Origin of the sequence: uncultured Clostridium sp., assembly GCF_963527835.1 — a bacterium.
Taxonomy (GTDB): domain Bacteria; phylum Bacillota; class Clostridia; order Clostridiales; family Clostridiaceae; genus Clostridium.
Window position 1 is genome coordinate 12,460 of record NZ_CAURTC010000045.1, and the last position, 16,428, is coordinate 28,887.

19 protein-coding genes are annotated in these 16,428 nt (G+C 27.0%); 3 read left to right on the top strand and 16 right to left on the bottom strand.

Annotated features, from left to right (window positions below):
• Positions 1–6 precede the first annotated feature (6 nt).
• The 9 genes from rplI to RYM86_RS16240 all read right to left on the bottom strand — a co-directional run bounded on the left by rplI (position 7) and on the right by RYM86_RS16240 (position 5,403).
• On the bottom strand, positions 7–450 hold the full coding sequence (gene rplI / locus RYM86_RS16200; protein ID WP_012425064.1) for a 50S ribosomal protein L9: 444 nt from the start codon (positions 448–450) through the stop codon (positions 7–9).
• A gap of 2 nt (positions 451–452) precedes the next feature.
• Entirely contained in the window at positions 453–2,393 is a 1,941-nt protein-coding gene (locus tag RYM86_RS16205; protein WP_315081779.1) for a DHH family phosphoesterase, read from the bottom strand.
• A 23-nt stretch (positions 2,394–2,416) separates the two neighbouring features.
• Positions 2,417–2,737 carry a MazG-like family protein gene (locus RYM86_RS16210; RefSeq protein WP_315081780.1) on the bottom strand — a complete coding sequence of 107 codons (321 nt, stop codon included), beginning with the start codon at positions 2,735–2,737 and terminating at the stop codon, positions 2,417–2,419.
• Between the two features lie 188 nt (positions 2,738–2,925).
• Entirely contained in the window at positions 2,926–3,177 is a 252-nt protein-coding gene (gene rpsR, locus RYM86_RS16215) for a 30S ribosomal protein S18 (RefSeq protein ID WP_252216530.1), read from the bottom strand.
• A gap of 21 nt (positions 3,178–3,198) precedes the next feature.
• On the bottom strand, positions 3,199–3,642 hold the full coding sequence (locus RYM86_RS16220) for a single-stranded DNA-binding protein (protein WP_315081781.1): 444 nt from the start codon (positions 3,640–3,642) through the stop codon (positions 3,199–3,201).
• Between the two features lie 13 nt (positions 3,643–3,655).
• Positions 3,656–3,943 carry a 30S ribosomal protein S6 gene (gene rpsF / locus RYM86_RS16225; protein ID WP_026072100.1) on the bottom strand — a complete coding sequence of 96 codons (288 nt, stop codon included), beginning with the start codon at positions 3,941–3,943 and terminating at the stop codon, positions 3,656–3,658.
• 109 nt (positions 3,944–4,052) lie between these two features.
• Positions 4,053–4,244, bottom strand: a complete 192-nt coding sequence (locus RYM86_RS16230) for a DUF951 domain-containing protein (protein WP_003373736.1) — start codon at positions 4,242–4,244, stop codon at positions 4,053–4,055.
• The gene (locus RYM86_RS16235; RefSeq protein WP_315081782.1) at positions 4,244–5,137 is read right to left on the bottom strand and encodes a mechanosensitive ion channel family protein; all 894 of its coding nucleotides are present in this window, start codon (positions 5,135–5,137) and stop codon (positions 4,244–4,246) included. Before RYM86_RS16235 ends, RYM86_RS16230 begins: the two co-directional genes overlap by 1 nt.
• Positions 5,138–5,163: 26 nt before the next feature.
• Positions 5,164–5,403, bottom strand: coding sequence for a DUF3343 domain-containing protein (locus RYM86_RS16240; RefSeq protein WP_315081784.1), 240 nt, complete (start codon positions 5,401–5,403; stop codon positions 5,164–5,166).
• 301 nt (positions 5,404–5,704) lie between these two features.
• Between RYM86_RS16240 and RYM86_RS16245 the strand changes: the two genes are divergently transcribed.
• The 3 genes from RYM86_RS16245 (at position 5,705) to yyaC (ending at position 8,474) form a co-directional block, all read left to right on the top strand.
• The gene (locus tag RYM86_RS16245; RefSeq protein WP_315081786.1) at positions 5,705–6,358 is read left to right on the top strand and encodes a LysE family transporter; all 654 of its coding nucleotides are present in this window, start codon (positions 5,705–5,707) and stop codon (positions 6,356–6,358) included.
• A 15-nt stretch (positions 6,359–6,373) separates the two neighbouring features.
• The gene (locus RYM86_RS16250) at positions 6,374–7,531 is read left to right on the top strand and encodes an aminotransferase class V-fold PLP-dependent enzyme (RefSeq protein ID WP_315081788.1); all 1,158 of its coding nucleotides are present in this window, start codon (positions 6,374–6,376) and stop codon (positions 7,529–7,531) included.
• A 340-nt stretch (positions 7,532–7,871) separates the two neighbouring features.
• On the top strand, positions 7,872–8,474 hold the full coding sequence (gene yyaC / locus RYM86_RS16255) for a spore protease YyaC (RefSeq protein ID WP_315081791.1): 603 nt from the start codon (positions 7,872–7,874) through the stop codon (positions 8,472–8,474).
• Positions 8,475–8,782: 308 nt separating this feature from the next.
• On the opposite strand, the gene RYM86_RS16260 is transcribed toward yyaC, so the two are convergent.
• The 7 genes from RYM86_RS16260 to mnmE form a co-directional block, all read right to left on the bottom strand.
• On the bottom strand, positions 8,783–9,301 hold the full coding sequence (locus tag RYM86_RS16260) for a DUF4446 family protein (protein WP_315081793.1): 519 nt from the start codon (positions 9,299–9,301) through the stop codon (positions 8,783–8,785).
• Between the two features lie 40 nt (positions 9,302–9,341).
• On the bottom strand, positions 9,342–10,220 hold the full coding sequence (locus RYM86_RS16265) for a ParB/RepB/Spo0J family partition protein (protein ID WP_315081794.1): 879 nt from the start codon (positions 10,218–10,220) through the stop codon (positions 9,342–9,344).
• A gap of 12 nt (positions 10,221–10,232) precedes the next feature.
• Entirely contained in the window at positions 10,233–10,997 is a 765-nt protein-coding gene (locus tag RYM86_RS16270) for a ParA family protein (RefSeq protein ID WP_315081795.1), read from the bottom strand.
• 182 nt (positions 10,998–11,179) lie between these two features.
• A complete protein-coding gene (noc, locus tag RYM86_RS16275) occupies positions 11,180–11,959 on the bottom strand; it encodes a nucleoid occlusion protein (RefSeq protein WP_315081796.1) in 780 nt (259 codons plus the stop codon).
• Between the two features lie 230 nt (positions 11,960–12,189).
• Entirely contained in the window at positions 12,190–12,909 is a 720-nt protein-coding gene (rsmG, locus tag RYM86_RS16280) for a 16S rRNA (guanine(527)-N(7))-methyltransferase RsmG (RefSeq protein ID WP_315081797.1), read from the bottom strand.
• A gap of 16 nt (positions 12,910–12,925) precedes the next feature.
• Complete coding sequence (gene mnmG / locus RYM86_RS16285; RefSeq protein ID WP_315081798.1) at positions 12,926–14,806, bottom strand: tRNA uridine-5-carboxymethylaminomethyl(34) synthesis enzyme MnmG; 1,881 nt, start codon at positions 14,804–14,806, stop codon at positions 12,926–12,928.
• A gap of 9 nt (positions 14,807–14,815) precedes the next feature.
• Positions 14,816–16,186, bottom strand: coding sequence for a tRNA uridine-5-carboxymethylaminomethyl(34) synthesis GTPase MnmE (mnmE, locus tag RYM86_RS16290; protein WP_315081800.1), 1,371 nt, complete (start codon positions 16,184–16,186; stop codon positions 14,816–14,818).
• Positions 16,187–16,428 lie beyond the last annotated feature (242 nt).

The following is a 16,428-nucleotide window of genomic DNA, read 5'->3' on the forward strand; positions in this document are numbered from 1 at the left end:
TCCTTATTATTGTGGAAGTATATTTACTTTCATTTTTGTACTAACTTCAGGATATAATTTAACTTCTATATCATAATTTCCTGCTAATTTTATTGTATCCATTACTATTTTCTTTTTATCTATTTCAACATTATATTGAGTTTTTATTAATGAAGCAATGTCTTTACTAGTAATAGCACCAAATAATTTTCCACTTTCACCTATTTTAGTTTTTATTGTTATTTCTTTTCCCTTTAGCTCTCCAGCCAATTTTTGTGCTGCTTCTATTTCAGCTAATTTTTTCTTTCTTTCATTTTCTTTTTTGTTATTTAAGATATGCATATTTGAATCAGTAGCTTCTTGAGCTAATTTCCTAGGAAATAAAAAGTTTCTTGCATAGCCATCTGAAGCTTCTATAACTTCACCCTTTTTACCTATCTTTTTAACATCTTGTAATAAAATAACTTTCATAATTAATCTCCCACCTTTAAATATTTTTTTATTGCTTCTTTTAAATCATAAACGACGTCTTCGATTTTAGCGTCTGATACTTTTGCACCTGCAATATTCATGTGTCCTCCGCCCCCTAGGGTTTCTAGAACTATTTGAACATTTATATCCCCAGCTGATCTTCCACTTATATATATATCATTATTTATTTGTGCTAAAACAAAAGATACACTTATGCCAGATATATTTAATAGTTCATCAGCAGCTTTTGCTACAATTACAGTATCCACATTTTTAGGACATATTGCAATAGCTATATTGTCATTTACCTCTGCAGATTTTATTGTTTCTGCAATAAGTAAATAATTTTCTAAGTCATCACTAAATATTTTTTTAATTTCTATAGTATCGGCTCCTGATTTTCTTAAAAATGATGCTGCTTCAAATGTTCTTACTCCAGTTTTAAATAAGAAACCTTTAGTATCCATAAAAATTCCTGCAAGCAATCCTTCTGCTTCAATTCGAGCTAGCTTTGGTTTATCAACCATATATTGGATTATCTCAGTAACCATCTCTGAAGTTGATGATGCATATACTTCTATATAATTTAATATGTCTCCCTCAATCATATCAGGACTTCTTCTATGATGATCTATGATTACTTTTCTCTTAGCCTTCATAACCAGTTCTAAATCAGATACATAACTTTTATTGTGAACATCTACTATTATAAACAATGAATCATCATCTAAATCATTTTTTGCTTTTTCTGTTGATATAAATAAATCATCATATTTAGGATCTTTCATCAAATTATCCAAATAATATTCTATTGCATTTGTATCATTTTGTAATACAATCTTACAAGACTTACCTAATTGATTAATAATACTTGCTAAGCCCATAGCTGCTCCAAAACAATCCATATCAGGATTCTTATGTCCTACAATATAAACGTTGCTACTTACATATATTAATTCATTTAAAGCATGTGCTACAACTCTAGCTCTAACTCTTGTTCTTTTTTCTATTTCTTTAGTATTTCCACCAAAGAATTTTATTTCATCATTACTTTTAACAACAGTCTGATCTCCACCTCTACCTAATGCTAATTCTTTTGCTGTATTAGCATACTTAGCATTTTCTGCTGGAGATATTCCGCCCCTACCAATACCAATACTTAACGTAACTTCAATCTTATTTCCCTTGTCTATTTTGGAAATTTCATCTAATATTTTAAACTTCTCATCAATCTGTTTTTTTATAAAATTATCTTGAATAGATAGGACATATTTATTAGTATCATATTTTTTTATCATTGCTTTTAAATTATTAGCATATGCGTTTATTGTTCTTTCTATTTCTGCAACTAGTAAAGGTCTGTTACTTTCTTCAGTTGTTTCTAATACCTCTGTAAAATTATCAACTTCAATTAACATAATACTTTCTTTTGTAGTTTCATAACCTATTATTTCGGTTACATCGTTAAAGTACACTAAATATAATTCTACCTTATCTTCTAAATTAATTTTAGTTGCATAAGTATCATATAATTTGCCTTTTATTTTTAATCTTTGATGTAATGTTTCTTTCTCATTTAATATACGACCTAAATTTATACCCCTAGCTATACTTAAAATATTTTTATTTGATGATTCTTCATTAGATTTCAATTCAGTAAATATAGAATTACTCCATACAATATCACCATTTCTTCGAATTAAAGCTAGAGGATGCACAAACTGAAATATATTACTTTCTATACCATTATTAAGTTTTTCTATAAATTCATCAATATCATTGTCTTTTTTCCAATAATAATTTAGCTGATAAAAATTATCTACTAAATAAACTAAAAAAATTACTAATGCTATTCCTGAATAATTAAAATAATATAAAATTAATGAAAGTAAAATTAATATAATCGGCTTAAGTAACCTCCTAATAGTTGTTACTTTATTCATAAAAAAGCCTCCTAAATTTATTATTAATCTCTTCTATTATTGATATAGGTCTTAAGCTTACTTAGACTTTTACCATCTTTTTCAACTTCATCTTCAGCTCTGATTCCTAATTCTAAATTTTCTTTCATGACATGATCAACTTCCGCAAAAGAATATCCTAATTTTTCTGCAAGAACATATAATATGCTAATTGCACCTGAAATACAATCTAATATGGAATTACGAGTAACATTGCTGCCTTTTGTTAATAATCTGAAAAATTCTCCTACAATACATAATAATTGAGCTTTTAAATTTTCTATTATTTTAACACTAGTCATTATATTTAATTCATCTTTTTTCATCTATAATCACCTCACACTTCCCAACCCTGTATAATTATTTTAAATTTTTTTACTTACTAATGCAAGGTATATACATATTTATTTGTATTATTTTTCCATTTCATTTGTATAATAGCTATAAATACGTTTAAATTAAAGATTTCTGTATAATAAAAAACCCCTGATTTCTCAGGGGAGTAATTTTATTACTATTCAGTTGTGAATGGTAATAAAGCTATGTTTCTTGCTCTCTTAATAGCATCTGTTAATTGTCTTTGATGCTTAGCACAAGTTCCAGAAATTCTTCTTGGAAGTATCTTACCTCTTTCAGTAACATACTTTCTTAACTTGTTTATATCTTTATAATCGATAGACTCAGCTTTATCTACACAAAAAGCACAAACTTTTCTTTTAGATCTTCTAGCTCTTCCGCCAGATCTTCTATTATCTTCTCTGCTCATGTTATTCCCTCCTTACCTAAATTAGAATGGCATATCCCCATCATCTACTGGAGTTATGTCTTCTTCAAAATTCATATTATCAAATGGATTATTTGATGATGAATATTCAGTGTTGTTACCGTAATTAGCACCAACATTTCCTGAAGCGTTTGATTTACTTAAAAACTGAACTTCTGTAGCAACTACTTCTGTAACATATCTCTTTGTTCCATCTTTTGCTTCATAATTTCTGGTTTGAATTCTACCGCTTATAGCCATTTGGCTACCCTTACTCATGTAATTCGCAGTACTTTCAGCTTGTTTGCCCCATACAACTACAGGTACAAAGTCCGCTTCTTTTTGACCAGATTTAGAATTATACTTATCAACTGCTAATGTTAAGGTAGTTACTGCTGTTCCAGCTCCAGGAGTAAATCTTAGTTCTGGATCTTTCGTCAATCTTCCGATTAAAACTACTTTGTTCATTTAAAACACCACCTTAAACTTCTTCTTTAACAATGATATGTCTGATTATACCATCAGTAATTCTGAATACTCTATCTAATTCTTTTGGTAATTCAGGACCAGCATTAAAGCTAACTAAAGTGTAGTAACCATCGCTAACCTTTGATATTTCATAAGCAAGCTTTCTCTTACCCCAAAAATCAACATTTTCGATTGTTCCTCCACCATTTTCTATAACACCTTTAAACTTTTCGATGTTTGTTTTTACAGTTTCTTCATCGAATGATGGATGTTGTATAAATATAGTTTCATACTTTCTCATCATTTTCACCTCCTTTGGACTAACGGCTGTGTTATTCACACAGCAGGGATTTCATTTTCTAATTATATCAGTGTAAAATCATTAATTCAAGTTTTTTTTACTTTTTATACTAATCTTCAGTTTTTTTTACCTTTTTTGCTCTTGTTTGAAATTTACTTCTAGGAAGCATTATTATTCTACCGCATCCAGTGCATTTTATTTTTATATCTGCTCCTAATCTAATAATTTCAAACTCATATGAACCACATGGGTGTTGTTTTTTCATTTTTACTATTTCACCAAGTTCAAATGTTTCTATCATTATAAATCCCCCTTTTCCATATTAGTACTCACTAACTGAGTCTTAGGATATGGTATTTCTATTCCCTCTTTATCTAATCTTAATTTTATCAACTTTCTTAATTCTCTTTCCATCTCCCATTGCTTAAGCGGTTTGCTTTTTCCAATTACTCTAATTGTGACGCTTGAAGCATTTAAAGCATTTACCCCTAATACTTCTATAGGCTCTTTTATATCTTCATTTCCTTGTTCAAAATTAGAACAAACTTCTTTTATTATGGAAATTGCATTATCTATATTTTCTTCATATGCAATGTTAACATCTACTATAAATCTTATATTTCCTCTTGAATGATTAGTAACCTCAACAATTGAACCATTTGGAATAGAGTGTACATCTCCAGTAAAGTCTTTTATTATTGTAGTTCTAATTCCTATACTTTCAACTATTCCACTAAATGCTCCTACTGTTATATGATCTCCAACTCCAAATTGATCTTCGAATAATATGAAAAATCCATTTATTAAATCCTTAATCAAACTTTGAGCACCAAATCCAACAGCTAATCCACCCATACTAGCAAACGTAAATGATAATCCATTAAATAAAGCGGATATTATAGAAGTTATACCTATAAAGTAAACTGAATATTTTAAAACACTCTTCATCACTTCTCCAAGTGTTTTTGCACGTTGTGAGTCTAGAGACAGCATTGTATTGCTTTTTATTTGTCTTTCAACAAACTTTTTAATTAAGTAATTTCCTATTTTAATAGATATATACATTAATATAAATACACTAAGTATTCTTAATGATTTATTTACTAAAAATTCAATATTATTTAATCCTATCGATATTTTACCTAATTTTATTTCCTCTTGACTCCAATCAAATTTTATCAAATAATTAATCATTAATTGAAGCACTCCTAATTTTAAATTTATTCAATTGAAACATAACCACTATTATCTCTTAAGTATATATCTTTATATTCAAATTTATTATCTTTAATTACTTCGTTTATCACTTCTTTATCATTAATTCTAACGCATATTCCACAACTTTTAGTTATAGAAGTTGGCGTAGGCATTATTTTAAATTCATGTTCAGTTCCTTGCAAATATTTCTCTGCTACCATGGCATCAAATGTATTTTTAAAAACTATTATATAATAATTCATTTTGCACCTACCTATATTTATCTATTATTTATATACTTTCTATTATATCTAATTTTAATAATTAATAAATATATATGTTGATATTTATCTTAATCATAAGATTCTATTTTAAATATGTTATGAAATCTTCAATGTGTATAATGAAATTTTAATTTAATTTTAAAAATCCTATCCATTTTTACTTACATATATACCGATACTCATCTAAAGCAGACCCAATTATAATTATGTACTTAATTTTAATGATTAATTTACTATATTACATTATAATTATATATGACTATATTAAAGGGAGAATTAAATGTTATACTTATTTATGATTTTTAAACCATTACTAATAGGTTTTATGACTGGATTTGTATCTGCCATTCCTTTAGGCCCTTCCGGATTAGAAGCTATTAATAGATCTATTTCTCATGGATTTAGAGAAGGCTATAAGGTATCACTTGGCGCAGTGTCTGCAGATCTTCTATATATAATAATAATAAATTTAGGATTATTTAATATATTAAGCAACAATAGAAAGTTTGAAGGATTATTTTGGATTGTTTCAGGATTTGTTTTAATGCTATTTAATAATATATCCAATAAAAAAAGTACTAATGGCTTAAATTCTAGATCAATAAACATATCTACTTCAAATTCATCTAATAGTTTTTTAGCTGGATTTTTTATAACTTTTTTAAATCCTACTACACCATCATTATGGATTGCTTTAAGTGGTACAATCCTAAGTGTATGGAGATTACATGGAAGAGTATATTTTAGTTTTGCTTTATTAGCAATGATTATAGGAAGTTTAACTTGGTTTTTTATACTTAATTTATTGAGTATAAAAGGTATAAAGATGTGTAAGGATGATTTTTGTAGTAAAACATCAAAAGTTTTAAACTACTTTCTTCTTTTATTAAGTATATTGTTTATAATATGGGGCTTATTAAAATTTATTTTATAGAGGTGAGTTTATTATATGGAAGTTTATTTAGATAATTCAGCAACGACTTTTCCTAAACCAAAACAAGTTGTTGATGCAATGTATAACTATATGATTAATGTAGGAGGTAATTCAGGTAGAGGAAATTATTCTAATTCAATGGAAAGCAATAAATTGCTTTATAATGCTAGAGAAACTGTTTGTACTTTTTTTGGATTTAACAGCTCACAAAATGTTATATTCACTAATAATGTAACTACATCTTTAAATATGCTTATTAAAGGTATTTTAAAATCTGGTGATCATGTTATTACTTCTTCTATGGAGCATAATTCTGTAGTAAGACCTTTATTTTATGCAAAAGAAAATTCAAATGTAGAACTTGATATAGTAAATGCAAATAAGTTAGGCTTTGTAAATCCTACTGATATTGAAAATAAAATAAAATCTAATACAAAACTTATAATTCTTACACAAGCTTCAAATGTAACTGGCTCAATTCAAGATTTAAAATCTGTAGGAGAAATTTGTAAGGAAAATAATATATTTTTTATTGTAGATTCATCTCAAGGTGCTGGAGTAATTAATCTTAATATGAAAGAAATACACGCAAATGCAGTATGCTTTACAGGACATAAAAGTTTACTTGGACCTCAAGGAATAGGTGGATTTATATTAGATGATAAATTAAATAACTCTTGTCAGTCTCTTATTCAAGGGGGAACAGGTAGTTCTTCTTATTCACTATTTCAGCCAGAATTTTTACCTGATAAATTTGAATCAGGTACACTAAATATGCCTGGAATTGTTGGATTAGCTGAGGGAATTAAATATATAAACTCAGTTGGTATAAATAATATTTATGAACATAATAATCATTTATTAAAGTATCTACTTCAAGGTTTATTAAATATACAGGATTTAAATGTTTACGGAGATACAACTGGTAATAATTCCACAACTTGTGTATCTATCAACATAAATAGTTTAGATACCTCAGAAACAGGTTATTATTTAGAATGTAATAATATTAAAACTAGAACTGGATTACATTGTGCTCCATTAGCGCATAAAACAATTGGTACTTATCCTAATGGAACAGTAAGACTTAGTATAAGCAACTTTACTTCTATTGAAGAAATAGACTATACTCTAAATGTTTTAAATAAAATTGCAAAAGATAAATATATATAAATAAGTTGCCTATATATTAAAATATATCTTTGTTTTGACTATTTCGTGAAGAAACATTCTTAGAAGTTAATATATTTAACATATAAAGTATCATTATAATTGTTCTCTGAGAATACTTAATGAGTATTGTAACATTTAATGCTTATCTTAATTTTATATTGGGATCAAGCTAAAAATAGAACTATACTCATTTTTAATATTTATAAGTTTAATTACTCAATCTACCTTTATTTATGAATATATCAACATTATTTTAATGCATATACAATTTTATTATAATGATAATATCTGAATAAAACCTCCCTTTAAAGGAAATAATTCTTTTAAAGGGAGGTTTTATATGAAAAATTCATTTGCTATAGATTCAAGTATTTCTACATCATATATAAAAATATGTGATTATTTATTTTCAGAGTTGAAACCAATATTAGATGGAAAAAGAAATATTGTTTTTCTCTGCATAGGTACTGATAGGTCAACAGGTGATTGTTTAGGTCCATTAATCGGATATAAACTTCAATTTTTATCTTATGATAATATTCATATATGTGGAAATTTAAAAAATCCTATCCATTCAAAAAATTTAGTTCAAAGAATAGATGAGATAAATATAAAGTTTAACAATCCATTTATTATTGCAATAGATTCTTGCTTAGGCAAAATAAATAATATTGGAAAAATTTTTATAGATAAAAAGCCTCTTTATCCTGGAAAAGCTCTAAATAAAGATCTTCCAGCAGTTGGTGATATTTCTATAACTGGTATAGTTAATATTTCTAGTAATTTTGATTTTCTGGTTTTACAAAATACTAGATTATATACGGTTTCAATGATTGCAGATATAATTTCAAAAGCTATATATCACTTTGCTTTAAAAACTAAATCTGCTAATAACTATACTTCAAATAATCATGTAATATCTTTTCCTAATAATTATAGTTAGCAGAAATATATATTTCAGTAAAATAGTATATTAATTTTTTTATAAAAAATATATCTGCTTAACTTTTATTTTGTTAATAAAGATATAAAAATTAAAAACCATTAGATATAGTTTATATAATTTATACAAATGTATATTTTTAAACTTTAGTCATTAATTACTAAAAATTAATCAAATTAAATATTTAACTAAACATATACTATTTAGTTAAAATGCTTTTTAATTTAATGATTATCTAAATTTGCTGCAAAAAATAGCTAATTTAAAATATAATTAATATTTTAAATTAGCTATTTAAATTTTAAAAATTACCTATGTTTTTGATTTTCATATTTATTAGCAGCCTCGTTTAGTACATAAAGCTCTTCTTCTGAAAGATCATATCTTGATATTCCCTTATCAATTGGTTTTGCATATGTTGTACTTTCTTCTCGTGCATAAATTCCAGTTAATAATATTCCATCATTATTGTCATCTAACATAGCAATTGAAAAACTTAAGTCACTACCTACATTTTCAAAAGCTTTATATCTCATAATAGCAACTTTTTGAACACAATCCTTTATTTTTGTTTCTAGCTTACTGCATTCATTTAAAGTGTTTTCTGCTGTTTCTCTAATATCATCAATACTATCTAATTTTTCTATCAACATTTCCTCTAAATTCTTGCCGTTTGTGCCTCTCATTAATCTTCTGTATTTACTTTCTAATTTGTTTATTGAATTAATTAATACAAAAATTAAAATAAATAATAAAACAATTATAACTATCATACCTATAATTAGATATGGTGTTATTTGATTAATTATCCCAAATAATTTTTCCAACTATGTCATTCCTTTCACTAAATGTTTCACGTGAAACATTTTACTGTATATTAATAATGTCTAAAATTCTTTGTAAATCTTCTTCAGAATAGTACTCTATTTCTATCTTACCTTTGTTTTTCTTATCTAGAATATTTACCTTAGTACCAAAATAATTTTGTAGTTGATTACGGACATCCTTATAATAAGGATTTAATTCTCTTAATAATTCTTTATTTGCTTTTTCAATGTTTATATTTTTAATTAATCTTTCTAATTCTCTAACAGATAACTTATTATCAATTACTTTTTGAGCAAATTCATATTGTAAATCATTATTCTCAATTGCAAGTAATGCTCTTCCATGTCCTTCTGTGATGATTCCTTCAATTAAATATTGTTGAACTCTTTCATCTAAATTAATTAATCTCATTGTATTAGCAATTGTAACTCTAGATTTTCCAATTCTATTACTTAATTCAGCTTGTGTTATTTTAAAATCCTCTAATAATTTTTTATAAGCTAATGCTTCTTCAATTGGATTTAAATCTTCTCTTTGAATATTTTCAATTAAAGATATTTCTAAAATATCTTTATCACTTATATCCATTGTTATGCAAGGAAGTTCTTTTAATCCTGCTATTTTAGCAGCTCTCCATCTTCTCTCACCAGCTACAATTACAAATTCATCTTTATTTACTTGTCGTACTATTAAAGGTTGAATTATACCATGTTGTTTTATTGATTGAGCTAATTCTATTATTTTTTCAGAATCAAATGCTTTTCTTGGTTGTTCTTTATCACTTTTTATTTTATTTAGTGATATAAGCATATTATTTGATTTACTATTGTCAGTAATCTTTTTTTGCTTAACATTTTCATCTATTTCCTCTGGTATAAGTGCACCTAATCCCTTGCCTAGTCCAAATTTTTTTACCATTTACACTTCCTCCTATTCCTGCTTAGATAAAAATTCTTTAGTTAATTTAACATAGGCTTCTGCACCCTTACACTTATCATCATATAACATAATAGGTAATCCAAAACTTGGTGCTTCTGCGAGCCTTATATTTCTTGGAATAGTTGTTTCATATACTTTGCTTTTAAAATATTTTTTTACTTCACTAAATACTTCATTACTAAGATTAGTTCTGTAATCATACATAGTCATGATTACACCTTCAATTTCCAAGTTCTTGTTTAAAGATTTTTTAACTAATTGAATAGTATTAACTAGTTGGCTTACACCTTCTAATGCATAAAATTCACATTGAATAGGAATTAAAACAGAATCTGCGCATGTTAATGCATTTATAGTTAGCAATCCTAATGATGGTGGACAATCTATTAACACATAATCATATTCTGATTCAATTTCTTTTAACTTGTTTTTCATTATATTTTCTCTATTTTCTTTTCCTATAACCTCTATTTCAGCTCCTGCAAGCTCCATAGTAGAAGGTGCTATAAATAAATTTTCAACTAAATCAGTTCTTAGTATTGACTCTTTTATAGGTATATCTGTTGTTAAAACATCATACATTGAGATATTAAGATTTCTTTTATCAAGTCCAAGACCACTTGTAGTATTTCCTTGAGGATCAATATCTATTGTTAAAACTCTATGTCCTGCCATAGCTAAATAACCACATAAATTTATATTCGTAGTTGTCTTGCCAACTCCGCCTTTTTGATTAAAAACACAAATTATTTTCATAATTAAGCCCTCTAAGAGCCTACACCCCCTCTCCCATATTAATATTATATATATATTCTATAAATAATAAAAGAAAATATAATAAAAAAATAGCATATAAACTTGAAAAAATAATCTTTTTCTCAGTTTATATACTATTAAGACTAAAAACTCGTAAAGTAATAACTATTGTCTTTGATTAATTATTTATTATTCTTCGGAATTTTAACCGTTACTTCAATAAACTCATCTGAATCCGTACAATCATATTCAGCAGGTATGTTAAATTTTTTAAATACTTGTTTTATTGTATTTACATATAATTTAGCTGGTAAAGTAGCTTTTATATTAGTTCTTTTTTTATTTAACTGTTTTCCTGCTAATTTAAGCAATTCCTTGTTAATTAGTTCTTCTGTATTCTTTACATTAAGTCCATCTTTTATCACCTTAGTAACCACTTTAAATTGAAGCTCTGCATTTGGCAAACTTAAAAGTGCTCTAGAGTGTCGTTCAGTTAACTTATTTTCAAGGCACATTTGTCTTACCTTAGGATCTAGTTTTAATAATCTTAATTTATTAGCAATAGTAGATTGCTTCTTTCCTATTCTTTTAGCTAAATCTTCTTGAGTAAAATTATGATCATTAAGTAAATTGCTATACGCCTCTGCTTCTTCAATATAATTTAAATCTTCCCTTTGAAGATTTTCCAATAATGCTATTTCTGCAGATTCTGAATCAGTTATATCTACTATATTACATGGGACTACATCCAACTCAGCTACTTTAGCAGCTCTTAATCTACGCTCTCCTGCTACAAGTTCATAAGTCTCACCAATTTTTCTAACTGTTATTGGTTGTATAATACCATGTTGTTTTATTGATTGTGATAATTCCTCAATTGCCTCTTCATTAAAATATTTACGTGGTTGATATAGATTAGGAACTATCTTATCTATATCTATCTTGATTATTTCATTATTCATGTATCTAAACCCATCCCCTATTAAGTTAATATAACAATTTCAATACCAAAATCATATCATTTATATTCTATAATAGCTACATTTTTCCTTTAATTTGTTAATTATTTTATAAAACAAATTCCTTAATCTTATCTAATAATACACAAATTATATTTGAATAAATCCATAAAATATAAATTAGTTATTATAATAATAAAACTTATGTGAATAATTACAAAATATTATTTACACTATTTTATAGGCTTTTTAGTAACATTTCCTGCTTTTCTTGGATATACTTTAGGACATTCTTTTATCTTTTTAACAATAACTAAGTTATGTTTTAATTCAGTATCTTCAATTTCAACTTCACATATATCTAATAGTTGTCCTCCTAAAGTTGTTATAGCCTTGTCTGAATCCTTTATTTCATCTTCTACTGATGGGCCTTTTAAAGCTATAAAGTAACCATTAATTTTAACATATGGTAAACAAAACTCTGATAAAACACTCATATTTGCAACTGCTCTAGATGTGGCTATATCAAAAGATTCTCTAAGATTTTTTTGTCTAGCTCCATCTTCAGCTCTTGAATGAATAGTAACTACATTTTTTAATCCTAATTTTTCTATTACTAAATTCAAGAAATTAACTCTCTTATTTAAAGAATCTAATAAAGTAACTTGTATATTTTCATTCATAATAGCTACTGGTATTCCTGGAAAACCTGCTCCAGTACCTACATCTATTAAAGTTTTTGCGTTTTTAAATTCATCTCTCTTAAATGCCTTAATTGAGTCTATAAAGTGTTTTTTTATTATCTCTTCATCCTCTGTAATAGCTGTTAAATTTACTTTCTCATTCCACTCTTGAAGAAGATTTTTATATATTATAAACTTCTCATATTGCTCTTTTGATAACTCTAATCCTACATCTTGTGCAGCTTTGCACATTAAATCATAAAATTTCATAAATACCTCCAATAAATTATTTATTATAATAATGTTCAAGATAAATAAGTAATACAGATATATCTGCTGGAGATACCCCTGAAATACGTGATGCCTGACCTATACTTATAGGTTTTATACTGTTTAATTTTTGTTCAGCTTCTGTTCTTAAGCCTTTTACATTGCTATAGTTTATATCCTTAGGTAATAGTTTCTTCTCAAATTTTCTAAATTGAGCTACTTGTTCAAGTTGATTACTTATATATCCTTCATATTTAGCAATTATGTTTATTTGTTCACCAATATCTTCTGAAAGCTCTTCTCTTTCTGAATCTAAATCTTTTAAGCTAAAATAATCCACTTCTGGTCTTTTTATTAATTCATAAAAACTTATAGGTTTTTTTAGTTCAGCAGATCCTGATGATAATAAAAATTCATTTGTTTCTCTTTTATTAGTTATTTGTAATTTTTTTAATCTTTCTAATTCACTTTCAATTGTATCTTTTCTATTTAAGAATGTTTCATATCTTTCCTCTGTGACTAATCCTACTTTTTTCCCTATCTCAGTTAATCTGAAGTCTGCATTATCTTGTCTTAAAATTAATCTATACTCAGCTCTAGATGTCATCATTCTATATGGTTCATTAGTACCCTTAGTAACTAAATCATCTATAAGAACGCCAATATATGCATCTGATCTAGTTAATATCATTGGTTCTTCACCTTTAATTTTTAATGCAGCATTTATACCTGCTACTAGACCTTGTGCTCCTGCCTCTTCATATCCTGAACTACCATTAAATTGACCAGCGCCATATAAACCTTCAACATTTTTAAATTCTAATGTTGGTTCTAATTCAGTAGGGTCTACAGAATCATATTCAATTGCATATGCAGTTCTCATTATTTCTACATTTTCTAATCCAGGTAATGTTCTCATCATTTTTAATTGAACTTCTTCTGGTAAAGATGAAGACATCCCCCCTACATACATTTCTAGAGTGTCTAAGCCTTCTGGCTCAACAAATATTTGATGTTGTAATTTATCAGGAAATCTCATTACTTTATCTTCAATTGATGGACAGTATCTAGGACCTACCCCCTTAATACTTCCATTATATATTGGTGATCTCCCTATATTTTCTTTAATCACATTATGAGTTTGTTCATTAGTGTATGTTAAATAACAAGATATTTGTTCTTTATCTATATTTTTGCTCATAAATGAGAAAGGTACTATTTTATCATCACCTGGTTGTTCAATCATTTTAGAAAAATCTACAGATCTTCTATTAATTCTTGCTGGAGTTCCAGTTTTAAATCTTCTTAACGAAATGCCTAAATCTAATAAAGATTGTGATAAATCATTAGCTGGGAATAAACCATTTGGTCCCCCAGAATAACTAACTTCACCTATTATTATTTTTCCTTTTAAATATGTACCTGTAGCTAAAATTACAGCTTTAGCTCTAAAAATTGCTCCGTTTTTAGTAATAACTCCTGTTACCTTATTGTCTTCAACTAAAAGCTCAGTAACCTCAATTTGTCTTATTTGAAGATTTTCTTGTTCTTCTAATACTCTCTTCATTCTAAATTGATAGTCTTTTTTATCAGCTTGTGCTCTTAATGAATGCACAGCTGGTCCTTTAGACGTGTTTAACATTCTTGATTGAATGAATGTATGATCTATATTCACGCCCATTTCTCCACCCAATGCATCAATTTCTCTAACTAAATGACCTTTAGCTGTTCCTCCTATATTAGGATTACATGGCATCATAGCTATTGAATCTAAATTTATAGTACAAATTAAAGTATTTAATCCCATTCTAGCAGATGCTAATGCTGCTTCACATCCTGCATGACCAGCACCAACTACTACTACATCAATTTCCCCTGCTTCATAATTATATTTCATATACCATTCCTACTTTCCTACACAAAATTCACTAAAAATCTTGTTTAATACATCCTCTTCTAATTCATCACCTGTTATTTCCCCAAGTGCTTTCATTGCTGAAGTTACATAAATAGAAATTAAATCTAAAAATTCATTAGCATTAATCCTATCTAGTGCTACTTCACAGTTTTCCAATGATCTATATAATGCTTGCTTATGTCTAACATTAGATACTATTAAACTCTCACTATTTATATCTCCACTAAAGAATAATTCTTTTATTTTATTTTTTAATTCTTCAATTCCATAACCAGTTTTAGCTGAAATATTTATTTGATTATCTAAATCAATATCTGCTATTTTTCTATCTAAATCTGTTTTATTTAATAATACTATGTGATTCTTATCTTTTATAGTATTAATTATTTCCTTATCTTCCTCTTCTAATTCTCTAGAAGAATCTAATATTAAAATAATTAGATCTGCCTCTTCAATCTTTTCTCTAGATCTTTCAACACCTATCTTTTCAACAGTGTCTTCAGTCTCCCTTATACCAGCAGTATCAGTTATTTTTATAGGTATACCATCTATATTTAAATACTCTTCTATTATATCTCTTGTAGTACCAGGAATATCTGTTACTATAGCTCTTTTTTCTTTTAGTAAAACATTAAGTAAAGATGATTTTCCTACATTAGGCTTACCAATAATAACAACATTAAGACCATCTCTAATTATTTTACCTTCATCTGCACCCTTTAATAATTCTTTAACCTTTAAAATAGTATTTTTTATTCCATCTTTAACTCTTATAATTAAAGTTTCATCTATATCTTCGTCATCCTCTGTAAAGTCTACACCATACTCAATCAATGCTAAAGTATCTAAAAGATATTGTCTTATTTCTTTAATTTGCTTTGATAACGCACCACCGCTTTGCATAAGTGCTGATTTCATAGATAGATCAGTCTTAGCCTTTATTATATCAATAACAGCTTCTGCTTGGCTTAAGTCAATTCTGCCATTTAAAAATGCTCTTTTAGTGAATTCTCCAGGCTCTGCAACTCTTGCACCAGCTTTAATAACTTGATTCATTACACTATTTGTTGATATAACTCCACCATGACAGTTAATTTCTATTATATCATCAGTAGTATAGCTATGAGGTCCCTTCATATAGCTTATAATAACCTCATCAATTACATCTTTACTCTCAAACTCTATAATATGCCCATATCTCATAGTATAAGTTTTCATTTGTTTTAAATCTATATTATTTTTACTAACAAATATTTTGCTAATTATATCTAATGCTTTACTTCCAGAAATTCTAATAATAGAAACTCCACCCTCACCAATAGGGGTTGCTATACCACAAATGGTATCAAATTCTCTCATAATCTGATTCTCCTCATGTTATTAATTTTGTGATTTATTTGTATTATTATAACCAATGAATATTGAATTAGTCAAAATCACATATATTAGCTCTATTTTATCAAATTATTGATATCTGCATAAGTAATCGAACTTATTTATCCGTTACATATATCAACATATGTTTAAAATATAGCTATATATTAAATTAAATCGAGTAGGAGCTAAATAATTATTTTATTTAGCGTCCTCTCACACCACCG